The 14,905-nt window shown below is 47.3% G+C and carries 14 protein-coding genes and 2 tRNA genes; 6 read left to right on the top strand and 10 right to left on the bottom strand.

Annotated features, from left to right (window positions below):
- Positions 1-111: 111 nt before the first annotated feature.
- Positions 112-927 carry a mannosyl-3-phosphoglycerate phosphatase-related protein gene (locus tag AACU94_RS06620; protein ID WP_135489147.1) on the top strand — a complete coding sequence of 272 codons (816 nt, stop codon included), beginning with the start codon at positions 112-114 and terminating at the stop codon, positions 925-927.
- Here the strand turns inward: AACU94_RS06620 and dgcQ are convergent.
- From dgcQ to AACU94_RS06605, 3 genes are all read right to left on the bottom strand, one after another.
- Positions 924-2,618, bottom strand: a complete 1,695-nt coding sequence (dgcQ, locus tag AACU94_RS06615) for a cellulose biosynthesis regulator diguanylate cyclase DgcQ (protein ID WP_135489146.1) — start codon at positions 2,616-2,618, stop codon at positions 924-926. The genes AACU94_RS06620 and dgcQ overlap by 4 nt on opposite strands.
- Positions 2,619-2,933: 315 nt before the next feature.
- On the bottom strand, positions 2,934-3,116 hold the full coding sequence (locus tag AACU94_RS06610) for a YodC family protein (RefSeq protein ID WP_130216455.1): 183 nt from the start codon (positions 3,114-3,116) through the stop codon (positions 2,934-2,936).
- 78 nt (positions 3,117-3,194) lie between these two features.
- Complete coding sequence (locus AACU94_RS06605; RefSeq protein ID WP_130223633.1) at positions 3,195-4,112, bottom strand: DUF808 domain-containing protein; 918 nt, start codon at positions 4,110-4,112, stop codon at positions 3,195-3,197.
- Positions 4,113-4,283: 171 nt separating this feature from the next.
- Between AACU94_RS06605 and yedA the strand changes: the two genes are divergently transcribed.
- Positions 4,284-5,204, top strand: coding sequence for a drug/metabolite exporter YedA (gene yedA, locus AACU94_RS06600; RefSeq protein ID WP_130259947.1), 921 nt, complete (start codon positions 4,284-4,286; stop codon positions 5,202-5,204).
- Here the strand turns inward: yedA and AACU94_RS06595 are convergent.
- From AACU94_RS06595 to drpB, 4 genes are read right to left on the bottom strand one after another with little or no spacing between them, the layout of a single operon-like run.
- Positions 5,193-5,663 (bottom strand): very short patch repair endonuclease, encoded by a 471-nt coding sequence (locus AACU94_RS06595; RefSeq protein ID WP_135489145.1) that lies wholly within the window; start codon positions 5,661-5,663, stop codon positions 5,193-5,195. The two genes, yedA and AACU94_RS06595, sit on opposite strands and share 12 nt — an antisense overlap.
- Positions 5,644-7,062 (bottom strand): DNA-cytosine methyltransferase, encoded by a 1,419-nt coding sequence (gene dcm, locus AACU94_RS06590; protein ID WP_135489144.1) that lies wholly within the window; start codon positions 7,060-7,062, stop codon positions 5,644-5,646. The genes AACU94_RS06595 and dcm overlap by 20 nt, the downstream gene beginning before the upstream one ends.
- Positions 7,063-7,104: 42 nt before the next feature.
- Entirely contained in the window at positions 7,105-7,824 is a 720-nt protein-coding gene (locus tag AACU94_RS06585) for a phosphohydrolase (RefSeq protein ID WP_135489143.1), read from the bottom strand.
- Positions 7,825-7,863: 39 nt separating this feature from the next.
- Complete coding sequence (gene drpB, locus AACU94_RS06580) at positions 7,864-8,145, bottom strand: cell division protein DrpB (RefSeq protein WP_254446237.1); 282 nt, start codon at positions 8,143-8,145, stop codon at positions 7,864-7,866.
- Between the two features lie 650 nt (positions 8,146-8,795).
- On the opposite strand from drpB, the gene ompC reads away from it, so the two are divergent.
- Entirely contained in the window at positions 8,796-9,983 is a 1,188-nt protein-coding gene (gene ompC / locus AACU94_RS06575) for a porin OmpC (protein ID WP_135489142.1), read from the top strand.
- Between the two features lie 89 nt (positions 9,984-10,072).
- Here ompC and AACU94_RS06570 read toward each other — a convergent pair whose 3' ends face one another.
- On the bottom strand, positions 10,073-10,477 hold the full coding sequence (locus tag AACU94_RS06570; protein WP_130216439.1) for a universal stress protein: 405 nt from the start codon (positions 10,475-10,477) through the stop codon (positions 10,073-10,075).
- A gap of 695 nt (positions 10,478-11,172) precedes the next feature.
- Here AACU94_RS06570 and hchA point away from each other — a divergent pair.
- Both hchA and AACU94_RS06560 read left to right on the top strand, forming a co-directional pair.
- Positions 11,173-12,024 carry a glyoxalase III HchA gene (gene hchA, locus AACU94_RS06565; protein WP_135489141.1) on the top strand — a complete coding sequence of 284 codons (852 nt, stop codon included), beginning with the start codon at positions 11,173-11,175 and terminating at the stop codon, positions 12,022-12,024.
- A gap of 291 nt (positions 12,025-12,315) precedes the next feature.
- Entirely contained in the window at positions 12,316-13,380 is a 1,065-nt protein-coding gene (locus AACU94_RS06560; protein ID WP_135489250.1) for a glycosyltransferase family 9 protein, read from the top strand.
- An 83-nt stretch (positions 13,381-13,463) separates the two neighbouring features.
- Here the strand turns inward: AACU94_RS06560 and AACU94_RS06555 are convergent.
- Both AACU94_RS06555 and mtfA read right to left on the bottom strand, forming a co-directional pair.
- A tRNA-Asn gene (locus tag AACU94_RS06555) sits at positions 13,464-13,539 on the bottom strand.
- A gap of 100 nt (positions 13,540-13,639) precedes the next feature.
- Complete coding sequence (gene mtfA, locus AACU94_RS06550) at positions 13,640-14,437, bottom strand: DgsA anti-repressor MtfA (RefSeq protein ID WP_135489140.1); 798 nt, start codon at positions 14,435-14,437, stop codon at positions 13,640-13,642.
- Positions 14,438-14,530: 93 nt separating this feature from the next.
- On the opposite strand from mtfA, the gene AACU94_RS06545 reads away from it, so the two are divergent.
- Positions 14,531-14,620 (top strand) — tRNA-Ser (locus AACU94_RS06545).
- The last annotated feature ends 285 nt before the right edge of the window (positions 14,621-14,905 follow it).

The following is a 14,905-nucleotide window of genomic DNA, read 5'->3' as shown; positions in this document are numbered from 1 at the left end:
TCCGCGTCACCCCCTGGAGGCTCTGGCGTTCACGTGATCGCTCCCAAAAAACGATTTTTTATAATTCGTGCTGTTTTAAGAAATATCCGGCAAAGGGAGTACTGCGCGATCATGCTTTCAATTCATCAACCGCTGCTGATTTTCACCGATCTTGATGGCACCCTGTTGGACAGTCATAGCTATGACTGGCAACCTGCCGCCTCCTGGTTAATCCGCCTGCGGGAAGCGGATATCCCCGTGATCCTGTGTAGTAGTAAAACCTCGGCTGAGATGCTGTACCTGCAAAAGATGTTAGGTCTGCAAGGATTGTCACTCATTGCAGAGAACGGCGCGGTGATCCAACTGGATCAACACTGGCAGGATTTGGACGGCTTTCCACGCATCATCTCGGGGATTGCTCATAGTGAAATCAGCCTGGTATTAAATACGCTGCGTGAGAAAGAACACTTCAAATTCACCACCTTTGATGACGTCGATGATACAACCATCGCTGAATGGACGGGATTAAGCCACAGCCAGGCCGCACTGACGCAGTTGCATGAGGCTTCTGTCACGCTTATCTGGCGCGACAGTGACGAGCGGATGGCGCAATTTACCGCTCGCCTGAATGAACTGGGCTTGCAGTTTGTGCAAGGTGCGCGTTTCTGGCATGTGCTGGATGTCTCAGCCGGGAAAGATCAGGCAGCCAACTGGATCATTGCGGCATATCAGCAATCGAGTGGAAAACGTCCGACCACGCTTGGCTTAGGCGATGGCCCAAATGACGCACCATTACTGGAAGTGATGGATTATGCGGTAATCGTAAAAGGGCTAAACCGGGAAGGCGTGCATTTGCAAAATGAGGATCCGGCCCGTGTCTTGCGGACACAGCGAGAAGGACCGGAAGGCTGGCGCGAAGGACTGGATCACTTTTTCACGGCCAGTTAAGGGCTATCGCTGGCGCAAACCTGATTGCGCCCCGCTTGTTTTGCAAGATACAACCGTCGGTCGGCCAGAGACTGTAATTGTTCAAAATCATAATCGCCGGTTTCCTCACTGCTACTCACCCCCAGCGAAGCACTGATGCGTAGGGTCGTGCTCTTGGCGATCAACATCTCTTTTTCATTCAGCTTCAGGCGAATACGTTCGGCCACTTCCGTTGCCTGCGCCAGGTTAGCGCCAGGCAGAATCACACAAAACTCCTCGCCGCCCACGCGGCCGGCAACGTCCTGTGAACGCAATGAATGACTGATTAATCCGGCAGCATGCGACAGCACACGATCGCCTGCCTGATGACCAAAGCGGTCATTAATCGCTTTAAAATGGTCAAGGTCGACCTGGATGACAGAAAACGGATGTTTGTGTATCTGACACAATTCGGCAAGCGGACGCGCTTTTTCGAACAATGCGCCACGGTTATACAAGCGCGTTAAGGTGTCATGCCACGCCTGCCACTGCAACGAGCTTTGCAGGACAAACATATTGCTGACCATCTGGCGAATCACATACCAGGAGATAAGTAACATCGTCGTAAAGAGCGCCCACAGAAGGGTTAACGCAATGCTGATGCTGCCGAAATCACCACGCACACCTTCACTGAGCGAATGAATGCGCACCAATGCGCCGTCAAAATGGTCCAGTCGCTCCCAGCTAACATAGCGACTGCTCATCCTGATGCCACCGCGCGTATCGTGTTCCATAGCCTGCGCCAGAGATGCCAGCTCTCGAGGATCAAAGAGATCCTCCGCCGAGTGTTCCGGGTTAGAGGAAGTTAATAATTTCAGTTTACTGTCGTAGAGCTGATATTCGCCATCCAGGTTTTTATCAATAGCGTTTTTTAGAAATTGCTGCATTGAGCGCACAGGGATACTCATCCCCAACACGCCATACCAGTAATTATTACTGTCGACCGGCACGCTTACGGTGACCTGCGGTTCAGTAACATTGTTATGGTCATGCTGAGAGGTAAACCAACGTACGCCACGTTGACGATTTTCTCGTTCTGATTGGCCGATAAACCAGGGTTGTGTGACAAATTCGTAGTAACGCGTAGGGATATTTCGGGTAAACAACGTCGGCTGCGTCGAAACGTAGAATCCGGCGCGTGAGACATACATTGCCTGTTCAACCATCGAAGTAGAGTTGTGCGCCAGTCGTAGTAAGTAGCCGACTTCCAGTGCGGCAGTAATTTCATTGTCGAGTAATTCATTTTCGCGAGAAAGCTGATTTCCCTCGCTCACTAACGCATCCGAGACACCGTTTACTGACAGAGTGCGTCGTCTGTTGAGTTCGATTTGCCAGGCGTGCTCGTCGCGATGTTGTTCAAACTCGACAACAGCGTTTCGCATAGAGGTGAAATCCAGCGGCGCAACAAGGGCTTCACGCATTCCATTACGCAAAAAAATCAGTTTATCGACGTTATATTGCAATTGCTTATCGAGCGTGTTGGCAACGTTTTCCAGATGATTACGCTGGCTTGAGATATAGGCGTCTTCCAGCACCACGACTTCACGCCAGGTGAGCAAAGTGGAGAAGATCAACACCACGATAAAACACAGATTAACGACATGACCTGGCCCCAGGCGGCGCGCGAGTTTTTTTAGCCAGCTCTGGTTTTCCATTTTTGTCTCGTGCTGCACCCTGACGACTCCCAACCTGCTTTTTAATGATTCTGGCATAACCTGGCGATAGCGTACCGCCAAACAACGATAATTTTATAATGTTGGCATGATACGAGGCATCAGGCCTTCGATATTGACGCTGGCAGGACTGCCGGATGCGGCGTGAACGCCTTATCCGGCCTACTTTTGATTCTATCGCCAGATATCGATTATTTGTATAACCCTGGCATGATAAGACGCGACAGCGTCGCATCAGGCACTCCATGCAGACGCTGGCACAACTGCCGGATACGGCGTGAACGCCTTATCCGGCCTGGTGTTAATTGCACACTTTCAAACTTCTTCCGACGAACAACTCCTCTCCCCCGGAACAAGCTCGGTTTCATGAAAAGCTTCCCGCTTGACCCCATAACCGTCATACCACCGGCACTCAACCATACCGCTGGAATACCCGGTGACAATCATCCGCGGGCCGCCCTCTTTTACCGTGACTTCCTCACTAACCATAAAGCTCATACTCGCCTCCTTTTTTCGAGTGAAACTTGTTCACCTTAGTCGAGGATGGCGAATTTTGCATAACAGCCAATGTGAATTTTAATGTGCCTGGCCGCGCATTTTCGCTACCACTTTCACTCCCAGCACCACGATGCCACCGATGATAAATCCAAGAATCAGATTTAAAACAGTCGGTAATATCATCGCCACCAGCGCGTTCTGCTGTTCGGCAAAATGTTCAATGGCATGATGCAGCGGCGCGATGCCATGCACCACAATGCCGCCACCCACCAGGAACATCGCCAGCGTGCCGACAACCGATAATGCTTTCATCAGCCAGGGCGCGATAATCAACAGCCCCTTACCCAATGCCTGCATCAACGTACTGGACTTTTCTGCCAGCCAGTAGCCCAGGTCATCAATCTTAACGATAATCCCCACCAGGCCATACACGCCAATCGTTACCACCAGAGCTATCCCTGAGAGCACCAGCACCTGATTAATCAGCGGCGCTTCCGCCACAATGCCCAGCGTTATGGCGACAATTTCCGCAGACAAAATAAAATCGGTGCGAATGGCCCCTTTTATTTTGTCCTTTTCAAACTTGAGCGGGTCTTGCTCCGCCAGTTTTTCCAGACGCTGCTGACTCTGCGCCGGATCCTCTTTGTGTTTACGCGCCTCCAGCATATGTAGCACTTTCTCTACCCCTTCAAAGCAGAGAAACGCACCACCAATCATCAACAGTGGCGTAATTGCCCACGGGATAAATGCACTGATGATCAGCGCCAGCGGCACCAGAATCACTTTGTTGATTAGCGATCCCTTCGCCACGCCCCAGACCACAGGAAGTTCCCGGTTGGCACGCACACCTGAAACTTGTTGCGCATTAAGCGACAAGTCATCCCCTAATACACCGGCGGTTTTCTTCGCCGCCAGCTTGCCCATCACGGAGATATCGTCCAGCAAAGTGGCGATATCATCGAGCAACGTCAATAAACTACTCCCGGCCAAAAGCATTCCCTCTCATTTTTATCGTTGACGCGCTAAGTATGAAGCAAAATCGGCTTGCCTGATACTTGCTTCACAGGTCAACATTTTTTTAACAATCAAGCTCAATTATATCTCTCGCCAGCAGAATGATTTTCACGTTTACTATGAACCACCTTTTTATTTCCACCGTGAGGGATTATGCGTTTCCGCCAGTTGTTACCGCTTTTTGGCGCGCTGTTTGCGTTGTATATCATTTGGGGCTCGACCTATTTTGTCATTCGGATTGGCGTTGAAAGCTGGCCACCGTTAATGATGGCGGGGGTGCGATTTTTGGCAGCAGGTCTTTTATTGATGGCGTTTTTACTGCTGCGTGGGCACAAATTGCCGCCGCTACGTCCCCTGCTCAACGCCGCGCTTATTGGCCTGTTACTGCTGGCTGTCGGTAACGGTATGGTGACGGTTGCCGAACATCAAAACGTCCCTTCCGGCATTGCCGCCGTGGTGGTGGCAACGGTGCCACTCTTTACTCTTTGCTTCAGCCGCCTGTTTGGCATTAAAACGCGCAAACTGGAATGGGTGGGTATCGCCATTGGGCTTGCCGGGATCATCATGCTCAATAGTGGCGGTAATTTAAGCGGTAACCCGTGGGGTGCAATGCTGATTTTAATCGGCTCAATTAGCTGGGCGTTTGGGTCGGTTTATGGCTCGCGCATTACCTTACCGGTAGGGATGATGGCAGGTGCCATTGAGATGCTGGCGGCAGGCGTAGTGTTAATGATTGCGTCGATGATTGCGGGTGAAAAACTGACAGCAGTCCCTTCGCTTTCTGGTTTCCTTGCAGTCGGCTATCTGACGCTGTTTGGCTCGATTATCGCCATCAACGCTTATATGTATTTAATCCGCAATGTCAGTCCGGCTCTGGCCACCAGCTACGCCTATGTTAATCCCGTGGTCGCGGTATTGCTGGGTACGGGTCTGGGCGGCGAAACGCTGTCGAAGATTGAATGGCTGGCGCTAGGAGTGATTGTTTTCGCCGTGGTGCTGGTCACGTTGGGGAAATATCTCTTTCCGGCTAAACCCGTTGTCGCTCCCGTCATTCAGGATGCATCAAGCGAGTAAATGAATCCCCAGAGTGTCGATCTGCGCGCTGGCGCCCTCGCCGCAGATCCACTCTTCCAGACGCTCGGTAAGTGCCGCGTCCGTTAATTTCTCCCGCCCGCGTAACGCACATTCCCAGACAATCAACACGCGCCAGCCGAGTTCCTGCAAACGACTGATATCGCGCCGATCGCGCTCGACATTTTTACCAATCTTCCCCAGCCAAAAATCTGTTCGCGTGGCGGGGACTTTAAACAGGTAGCAATGGTGATGGTGCCAGAAGCAACCGTGGGCAAATATCACACAGCGAAATTCATCAAGGACAAAATCCGGACGTCCGGGAAGATTGGCCTCCTGAACACGAAACGCCAGCCCCTGCTCAGTTAACAGGCTGGCGAGACGTTTCTCGATTGCCGTATCGTGCGTGGCAATCGCGCGCATATTTTTGCTACGCGTGGCCTTATCGTGAACATCGGCCATGTTGTGTTTCTCGCTGACGCAACGCCACCGCTTGTCTAATTTTTGGCTCGAGCAGTTTTGCCACCGCGGCAAAGACCGGTACTACCACCGAATTACCGAACTGACGATAGGCTTGCGTATCAGAAACCGGTATACGGAATTTCGCTTCTCCCGGCGCTTCAAAGCCCATCAGACGCGCGCATTCGCGAGGCGTTAATCTTCGTGGGCGATGTTGCTGATTCTGCGGATCGTCGAAGTCTTTCTCACCTGTCGCCATATCCCAGCCGCGATCGATTAAGATTTCCGCGCCGTCTTTATAATAACGGGCAGAAAGCGTGCGCGTGACACTTTGCGGATTGTTCGGATAAACCATCCCATAACCGAAGCCGTTACCGCGCGCCTGATGCTTTTTCGCATAGCGATAGAGATACTTCCATAGCACCGGCGTCAGGATATATTTCGCTTCGACCATCGGGTCCAGCAACTGCGCCAGCGTCACTCGCTGCACCGGGAAACAATCGCTAATGTCACGCAGAGTGAAATCTTCTTTCAGATTAAGGTCGCGACGGAAGCCCACCAGCACGATGCGCTCACGATGCTGTGGTAGAAAATGTTTGCCATCGATGATTTTCGGATCGTCCGGGCCGTTATCTTCTGCATCGGCAACGTCATAGCCCAGTTCGTCCAGCGTCTGCATGATGATGCGGAACGTTTTACCCTGGTCGTGGCTTTTCAGGTTCTTAACGTTTTCGAGCACAAAAATCGCCGGACGACGAGCGTCGATGATGCGCACCACATCAAAGAACAACGTCCCCTGGGTATCGCAGGCAAAACCGTGCGCCCGCCCAAGCGAGTTCTTTTTCGATACGCCAGCCAGTGAAAACGGCTGGCAAGGAAAACCGGCCAGTAAAACATCGTGTTCAGGAATGTGCTGACGGATATGTTCCGCCGCCGCGTCATCACTTACACCCTCTTTATGACTCAGGGTGATGTCACGGATATCTTCATTAAAATGATGAGTTGCCGGATCGCAATAATGGTTGGCTTTATAGGTGCGCACCGCATGTTTATTCCATTCACTGGTAAATACGCACTGACCGCCAATTGACTCAAAACCGCGACGGATACCACCAATCCCGGCAAAGAGATCGATAAAGCGAAACGCATAATGTGGATGATGTGCTGGCGGTTTGGGTAGCAACGTTTGCAGGTGGGTGAACTCATTTTCACTTAAACGGTGCCATACCGAGTCATTCGCCAGCGCACGTTTTAAAATCGCCGCGCTCCAGTGGTTCTCACCGACGTCATTAAGTTGCGCCACCAGCGTTTTAACATCATAAATTTGCAGCAGTTTCTCCAGCATTGCCTGTGCGGCATTCCCGGTGCTGTATGAATCGGTTACTGAAATATTTTCCTGCATAGATTTAACCGGCCATATGAGATGGCCGACAGGTTAACATAATTACATCGGTTTAGGGCCACGCGCGCAGTCAGCTGGCGAAAACGCATTAATCACGTTGTGATCGATACCTTCATTCTCCCCCGCCAGTTCCGCACTAAGTTTGGCCATAAACTCCACCAGAAAACGGGCGTTGTGTTGCGCCAGTTGTTTACCTTTCGCGGTTTGCATCGTTTGGGGTAGTTTTAGCAGCTTGGTCTGGAAGTGGTCCAGCGCGTAACGTTTATCATCGAGCGGGCGATGCTGCGCGAACGGATCTTCGCCATCAAACAGCGCCACACCCAACGCGCCTGAAACCGCAAACACACGCGCCAGGCCAATCGCGCCTAAGGCTTCCAGCCGGTCCGCATCCTGCACGATTTTAGCTTCCGCCGTTAAGGGCGTAATTTGCGCACTGAAACTGTGTGCGGCAATGGCATGACAAACGGGCTCTATTTTCTCCGCTGGAAATTGCGCAAACTCTTCACATAGCAGGCGACGCGTCTCTTCTGCTGCCAGCATTGAAGATTGCTGTCGTTGCGGATGATTTTTCGCCAGACTCACGATATCGTGAAAATAACAGGCGGTTAAAATCACCAGCATGTCCACGTCTTCATCTACCGCCAGTTTTTGTGCCGTCGCCCAGACGCGGCGAAAATGACACAGGTCATGGGCCGCGTCCTGATACTGATGATGGCTCTTCAACCAGTTCTCGAATTGTGCCTGCCAGTGTTGTAAGTCCATATGCGCTCCGCTGCCAAAGAGTCGCAACCTTAGCAGTTTTTACTCATAGCGTCTGTTACGTACGGGTCGAGGTCGCGTGTACCAGGCAATGCCGCCCAACAACGCACCGACCATGGCCATAAACAAAAATCCCACTAACGCACCTAACCACTTACCCGCAGTTGAACCTAAATCACTTTCAAATCCAGACACGGGGGCATCGGGGATGCGGCTCATTACCCAGATGTAACGCGCCATTACCCAGACAAAATAACCACACCAGGTATAGAAAGCCCATAAAGCCAGTTTGCCGCCAGGGCTGCGAGAGAGTCTTTCTTCCATTGCTGTCGAACCATACTCCATTTTGAGATAACCCGGAAAATTCAGACTTATACTGTTATGTGATAAAAGTCACATTTTTCCACATCGGTCGAGCCAGTCAAGTCTCACTCATTTTTTGAACAAATATATGAATCTTAACCACTGACATTATGTGCAGAAAAAACAAGTCGGAAGGCATTTGTTTTTTGTTTGGGCATAATTGATTAATTCATATTTTGAATATATTGGCATTGAATACAATTATACCTTTTTTGTTTTCTGTGTCATGATGACTACGTTATTAGCCTTTTATCGTCTTGTTTATATTTTTTTGGGCCGGCATGATGCCGGCTTTTTTTTATGCGTTCATTAATGTGCAGTAGATCACACTCAGTCTTTAGTTCAACAATCATTGATGTAATCCATCCTTCCAAAAGAACAATAACCAATTGATATACAAATATAAATATGATGAATGCTTATGTCTGAAATTCATAATTATGAATTATATTAAATAGAATAGAAACATTTTGAAATCTTTTAAATACATTTGTTACATGTAATCTTTAAAATAAAATGAACTTCATAGAATAGTATCCAAATGTGCTTTTTTTTGGATAACGGCACTTATTGATATATTCATGAAGATTATAATCACAAGGGAATACATAATGAAAAGAAAAGTTCTGGCAATGCTGGTCCCGGCGTTATTAGTTGCTGGCGCAGCAAATGCGGCTGAAGTCTATAATAAAGATGGTAATAAACTGGATTTATACGGAAAAGTAGCGGGTCTGCACTACTTCTCTGATGACTCTGGCAGTGATGGCGACATGTCATATGCCCGTATCGGTTTCAAAGGTGAAACCCAGATCGCTGACCAGTTCACTGGCTATGGTCAGTGGGAATTTAACATTGGTGCAAACGGCCCGGAAAGTGACAAGGGTAATACCGCAACGCGTCTGGCATTTGCAGGCTTTGGTTTCGGTCAGAACGGCACTTTCGACTATGGTCGTAACTACGGTGTCGTATATGACGTAGAAGCATGGACCGATATGCTGCCAGAATTTGGTGGAGATACCTATGCTGGCGCCGACAACTTCATGAACGGTCGTGCTAACAGCGTTGCAACCTACCGTAACAATGGCTTCTTTGGCCAGGTTGATGGTCTGAACTTTGCTCTGCAATACCAGGGTAATAACGAAAAAAGCGGATTATTTGATCAAGAAGGTTCCGGTAACGGTAATGGCCGTAAATTGGCCAAAGAGAACGGCGACGGTTACGGTATGTCAACTTCCTATGACTTTGACTTCGGTTTAAGTCTGGGTGCTGCATATTCTAACTCTGACCGTACCGATAACCAGGTTCACAAAGGTACTCATAACACTCGTTATGGAGATCGCTTCGATGCAACTGCTGGCGGTCAAACAGCAGAAGCATGGACCGTTGGCGCTAAATACGACGCTAATAACGTTTACTTAGCAGCCATGTATGCTGAAACCCGTAACATGACTGGTTACGGTGATGCTGATGCTATCGCTAACAAAACCCAAAACTTCGAAGTTGTTGCTCAGTATCAGTTCGACTTCGGTCTGCGTCCGTCCATCGCTTACCTGCAATCAAAAGGTAAGGATTTAGGCGGTGTAAATAGTGATAACTTTGACAGCCAGGGTAATCATCATTACACCAACAAAGACCTGGTTAAATATGTTGATATCGGTATGACCTACTATTTCAACAAAAACATGTCCACCTATGTTGATTATAAAATCAACCTGCTGGACAACGGCGACGACTTCTACAAAGAAAACGGCATCGCGACCGACGATATCGTTGCTGTGGGCTTAGTCTACCAGTTCTAATCAGCCAACGCGCCGCGGCACGTAACTGTAAAACATAATATCGGCCTGAGTTCGTCCCTCATCGAATTCAGGCTTTTTTATATCCCACATCAAATCACCAACAGCGGCACGCTAAACTGCCGTAGCATGTCGATAAACCCTAATTCCTGCGTAGCTCCCAGCACAATAACATCAGCCAGTTGTTGTTCAGCAAGTTCCTTTATACCTTCCGGAAGAGTGCCGAAATGAACATATGTATGAATAAATCCTTCAGGCAAAACCAGTTGTTCTGCTATATGAGCTAAACGGCACACAGCCTGCCCACGTAGAGCTTCTTTAAAACGATGCATATCAGAAATATACCCACGCTCGAGAACTCTTAAATATTCCGGTATAAAGCCAAGTAAGTGAACATGCCCAGAAGAAACATTGGCGAAAAATTGCGCATGAAAAAACGCTTGCTCTCTATCATCCCGAGAAAAAACATTCACCGGAATAACAATATTTCGGTACATAGGTATTCCCTGAAAAAATTCAATATTAATCAACTGCGCTTGAATGATTAGTGCATATTTTTAATGCTATATTTATGTCATTATCTTTAGAAAAGTTATCGTTGCTGCCCCACTTTAGTCTCCAGCCCATCCCCTCTGGCAAATTGCGCAAAGAGTACATCTGATGACAAGTAATTAATCATATCTGTCATCAGTTAAACCTTAATCTGGATCATCATTCTTTCGCGATAATCTTTCGTGCCAGACAGTTTTACGATTATTTTTTTGCTAATAATCTCATTTTCTTAACTTACACTCTCATCGCATGTTCCGGGGAGATTCTTTGCTCCAGCATTTACCTATCTTAAGCAGGCCTCAGGCAAATCACTCGGTTGTCAGCCCCCCCCCGTGCCGCTCTAAGCATCACGTGAGCACAAAAAATCTCCACAATTAAAAATTGTGCTACCAGTGAGTCAATATCCTGATTTCTGAAAAATAGACTAAAATAAATTAACACCAATTCTAACCACTTTACGCAATAAGGAGAAAATTGGCATGACTAATATCCTACACAAGTGCAGCATAGTCATCGCACACTCCCCCTTGCATACCGCTTTCGATATATTGACTCCAATTTCCTATCTGGTTAAAAATAGCAACCAGCTCAGTCGCGAATATAGTGACTAACCTACATAAGTAACAACAAGGAATACACTATGACTGTTCAACAAAGTAAGAATCCGCAAATCGATATGGCTGAAGATAATGCTTTCTTCCCGTCAGAATATTCGTTAGGCCAATATACCAGCCCGATTTCTGATCTTGATGGGGTAGACTATCCAAAACCGTATAGCGGAAAGCAAAAAATCCTGGTAATCGCCGCCGATGAACGCTATTTGCCAACCGATAATGGTAAGCTCTTCTCAACAGGAAACCATCCGATTGAAACGTTGCTGCCGTTATATCATCTGCATGCTGCTGGTTTCGAGTTCGAGGTTGCGACGCTTTCTGGCCTGATGACAAAATTTGAATATTGGGCTATGCCGCGGAAAGATGAAAAAATTATGCCATTCTTTGAGCAGCACAAATCTCTGTTCCGCAATCCGAAAAAATTGGCAGATGTTGTTGCCAGCCTCAACGCAGACAGCGAATACGCAGCAATCTTTGTTCCTGGCGGTCACGGTGCACTCATTGGTTTACCAGAAAGCAAAGACGTGGCTGCTGCTCTGCGGTGGGCAATTGAAAATGACCGTTTTGTTATCTCCCTTTGCCACGGTCCGGCAGCCTTTCTGGCGCTTCGCCACGGCGATAACCCATTAAATGGTTATTCAATTTGCGCATTCCCTGACGCTGCAGACAAACAAACGCCAGAGATTGGCTACATGCCGGGTCATCTGACCTGGTACTTTGGTGAAGAACTGAAGAAAATGGGCATGAACATCGTCAATGATGATATTACCGGCCGGGTACACAAAGATCGTAAACTTTTAACCGGTGACAGTCCTTTCGCAGCAAATGCGTTAGGCAAACTGGCAGCACAGGAGATGCTGGCCGCATACGTAGGTTAATCGGCTGACACTTACTGTGGAATAAAAGTGGGGGTCACTCTCCCCCACTTAACAAACATGAAAACGACCACCTCCAATTGCTGACGTTTTAACGCTTCCCTTCACTTTACGCCCCTCAGACTGAAGAATGCGACACAAGCTGTTTTTAAACAGAATGATAATTCTCGAAAATGATTAACACATAAACAATAAATATATAGTATATTCCACGTTATTATTTATCGATTTTAGAAACCAATCATTTCTGATAAACTTCACCACGTTTTAACCAGAATGGAAGCGAGGTTGGAAATGTCATTTGTATCATTTTTCAGACGTATTGCATTTGCGTATTATGATTATCGCTGCAAAGATACTGATATTGCAAAAAGTGAATTCGTAGTTATTCACATTCCCGATCAAATTGGGGATGCAATGGCTATTTATCCAATAATCCGATCGCTTGAAATGCATAAAATAAAACACTTATTGATTGTCACATCAACAATTAATAAATCTGTTTTTGATGCACTTCATCTGGAACAAACAAAATTAACATTGGTCAGTATGACAATGCAGGATAATGCCAGTATTAAAGAAATAAAAAAATTAGCAAAAAACATCAATGAACAATATGGAACTCCTGATCTTTGTATTGAAGCAATGCGCAAGAAAAACCTGAAGACGATGCTATTTATTAGTCACTTACGAGCCAATGCAAATTTACAGGTTGTGGGTTTAACGATGAAATGTTATTCACCGATATGTAAGTCAGCGTCGAAAATGGATCAGTCACTACGCGCCCCAGTACCGCTGACCTGGGCCTTCATGATGCGAGAAGTAGGATTTCCGGCGCCCCCGCCCATATTTGAATTGCCCCTCAGCGAAATAGTGCTAAAAGAAGTACGTTGTGAGATGCATTCATTAGGTTCATATATTGCTCTTAATTTAGAAGGTAGCGTGCAAGAGAGAACATTTTCACTAACAATGGCACAAAAAATCATCGAGATGATTAAAATACAATCAGACATACCAATTGTCATTGTTCATGGTCCGAAAGGTTCGGAATCAGCCCTGGAACTAACCCGGCATTTTGATAACGTTTATCATTTGTCGTTATCACCATCAATAATGCGGTCTGCCGCAATCATTAGAGACGCCTTCCTCGCGATAACGCCAGACACATCTATTTTACACATGACAAGTGCTTATAATGTTCCTGTCATCGCCGTGTATGCTGATTATAAGACTCGCTGGCCTGCCATGGCAGATATTTCAGAGACGATTGTGGTAGGAAAGGCTATTGATCATCTAAATGTGGATGAATTCAGCAATACGCTGAAAAGGATTATCGCGAAAATTTCAATCACAGCGTAATGAAAGCCCTAACAAAAATTCAAACAATAAAGCACGTTTGCAGAAAAGCAAAAAGCCCGCTCGAAAGCAGGCTTTTTTGAATTTGGCTCCTCTGACTGGACTCGAACCAGTGACATACGGATTAACAGTCCGCCGTTCTACCGACTGAACTACAGAGGAATCGTGAGAACGAGGCGAATATTACTTAGCAGCGCAGCGAGTGTCAACACTAAAATTCGCAAGCCATTTCAATCGGTTAATTAAGCAACAAAATTTATATTTAATGAACATTTGGTACTGAACAGGAGTCTGGCCCATTGGCATTTCGTAACCGTTGTAATGGTTCCTGTTTATAAAATTGGCAGAAACGTTGCCACAGCGAAGGGAAGCGTGGCGCAAAAAGCTCGGGGGCACTAAAAAAGTATTCGGAAAGCACGGCAAAACATTCCGCAGGGTCACTGGCAGCATAAGCATCGATGCTGGAGGCATTTTCGCCCACTAACTCAATTTCTTCCTGAATGTTATCCATCGCAGCATGAAGATCGTGTTCCCATCCAGCGACCTCACGTAAAGAAATAAAGGGAACCCCACTGGCGCGATCGCCATTTCGCGTATCCAGTTTATGTGCAACTTCGTGGATAATCAGATTAAAGCCCGAGGCATCGAAAGAATCTTGTATATCGAGCCAGTTCAGCACGATTGGGCCTTGCTGCCAGCTTTGTCCTGATTGAACGATACGTTGATTATGTACCAGTCCTATATCGTCTTCCCATTCATCGTCCACCACAAATGGCGCAGGGTAAATTAGCACTTCATGAAAACCATCCAGCCATTCCAGTCCAAGCTCCAGAACAGGCAAGCAGAAAAGTAAGGCGATGCGACTACTTTTCAATGCATCAAGTTCAAATCCTTGTAGCGGGACCAGTCTTTTTTGCTGTAAAAAACGTTCGGCAAGAGTGACTAGTTTGCTTTGCTCCTGCTCTGTCAGACATGTCAAAAGAGGTATCGCCAGAGCTTCCTTCCATGGCAGCGTATCTTCATGATCTGTTTCTTGTACTTTCCAGGGCCACTTAATCATCGTTTTGCTCGCAAACTCGTCACTTGAACAAAATTGCACGGACAGGGACTGTTAAAATGCCAAATTTCCTGGCATCATGGCAACCATCTGAACGGAGAGATGCCGGAGCGGCTGAACGGACCGGTCTCGAAAACCGGAGTAGGGGCAACTCTACCGGGGGTTCAAATCCCCCTCTCTCCGCCAATCATTCAAGCAATTAGCTTGCCTGGTGTCAGTGACACAAATCCCATTAGGAAAATTCAAAAAACCCCATCAGAGAAAAATAGCATCAGCCGAGCATGCGTTGCGGCTTTAGCATTCACATTTTTCTGTTCAACGCGGTTGTGACATGTAACTGCCCCTCCCGGCCCTTCATCCTCAGTTCCTGGCATAAAAACATTTGCAGATGCTTTCTGTCGCGGTAGTCTCATAAGGTTCGTTTATAGATCGACGGCAATGTGAGTTACCTTTCCATACTAATTATAAAAA

The organism is Escherichia sp. E4702, from assembly GCF_963883545.1.
Taxonomy (GTDB): domain Bacteria; phylum Pseudomonadota; class Gammaproteobacteria; order Enterobacterales; family Enterobacteriaceae; genus Escherichia.
The sequence above is the reverse complement of the archived record's forward strand: the minus strand, read 5'-3'. Positions and strand labels throughout refer to the sequence as shown.

Excerpts from the sequence above, each read along its gene's own strand:
- AACU94_RS06605 (WP_130223633.1), bottom strand. The coding sequence starts at position 4,112 with ATGCTTTTGGCCGGGAGTAGTTTATTGACGTTGCTCGATGATATCGCC.
- yedA (WP_130259947.1), top strand. The coding sequence starts at position 4,284 with ATGCGTTTCCGCCAGTTGTTACCGCTTTTTGGCGCGCTGTTTGCGTTG.
- drpB (WP_254446237.1), bottom strand. The coding sequence starts at position 8,145 with ATGGAAGAAAGACTCTCTCGCAGCCCTGGCGGCAAACTGGCTTTATGG.
- ompC (WP_135489142.1), top strand. The coding sequence starts at position 8,796 with ATGAAAAGAAAAGTTCTGGCAATGCTGGTCCCGGCGTTATTAGTTGCT.
- AACU94_RS06610 (WP_130216455.1), bottom strand. The coding sequence starts at position 3,116 with ATGAGCTTTATGGTTAGTGAGGAAGTCACGGTAAAAGAGGGCGGCCCG.
- AACU94_RS06585 (WP_135489143.1), bottom strand. The coding sequence starts at position 7,824 with ATGGACTTACAACACTGGCAGGCACAATTCGAGAACTGGTTGAAGAGC.
- mtfA (WP_135489140.1), bottom strand. The coding sequence starts at position 14,437 with ATGATTAAGTGGCCCTGGAAAGTACAAGAAACAGATCATGAAGATACG.
- dcm (WP_135489144.1), bottom strand. The coding sequence starts at position 7,062 with ATGCAGGAAAATATTTCAGTAACCGATTCATACAGCACCGGGAATGCC.
- AACU94_RS06595 (WP_135489145.1), bottom strand. The coding sequence starts at position 5,663 with ATGGCCGATGTTCACGATAAGGCCACGCGTAGCAAAAATATGCGCGCG.
- AACU94_RS06620 (WP_135489147.1), top strand. The coding sequence starts at position 112 with ATGCTTTCAATTCATCAACCGCTGCTGATTTTCACCGATCTTGATGGC.
- hchA (WP_135489141.1), top strand. The coding sequence starts at position 11,173 with ATGACTGTTCAACAAAGTAAGAATCCGCAAATCGATATGGCTGAAGAT.
- AACU94_RS06560 (WP_135489250.1), top strand. The coding sequence starts at position 12,316 with ATGTCATTTGTATCATTTTTCAGACGTATTGCATTTGCGTATTATGAT.
- AACU94_RS06570 (WP_130216439.1), bottom strand. The coding sequence starts at position 10,477 with ATGTACCGAAATATTGTTATTCCGGTGAATGTTTTTTCTCGGGATGAT.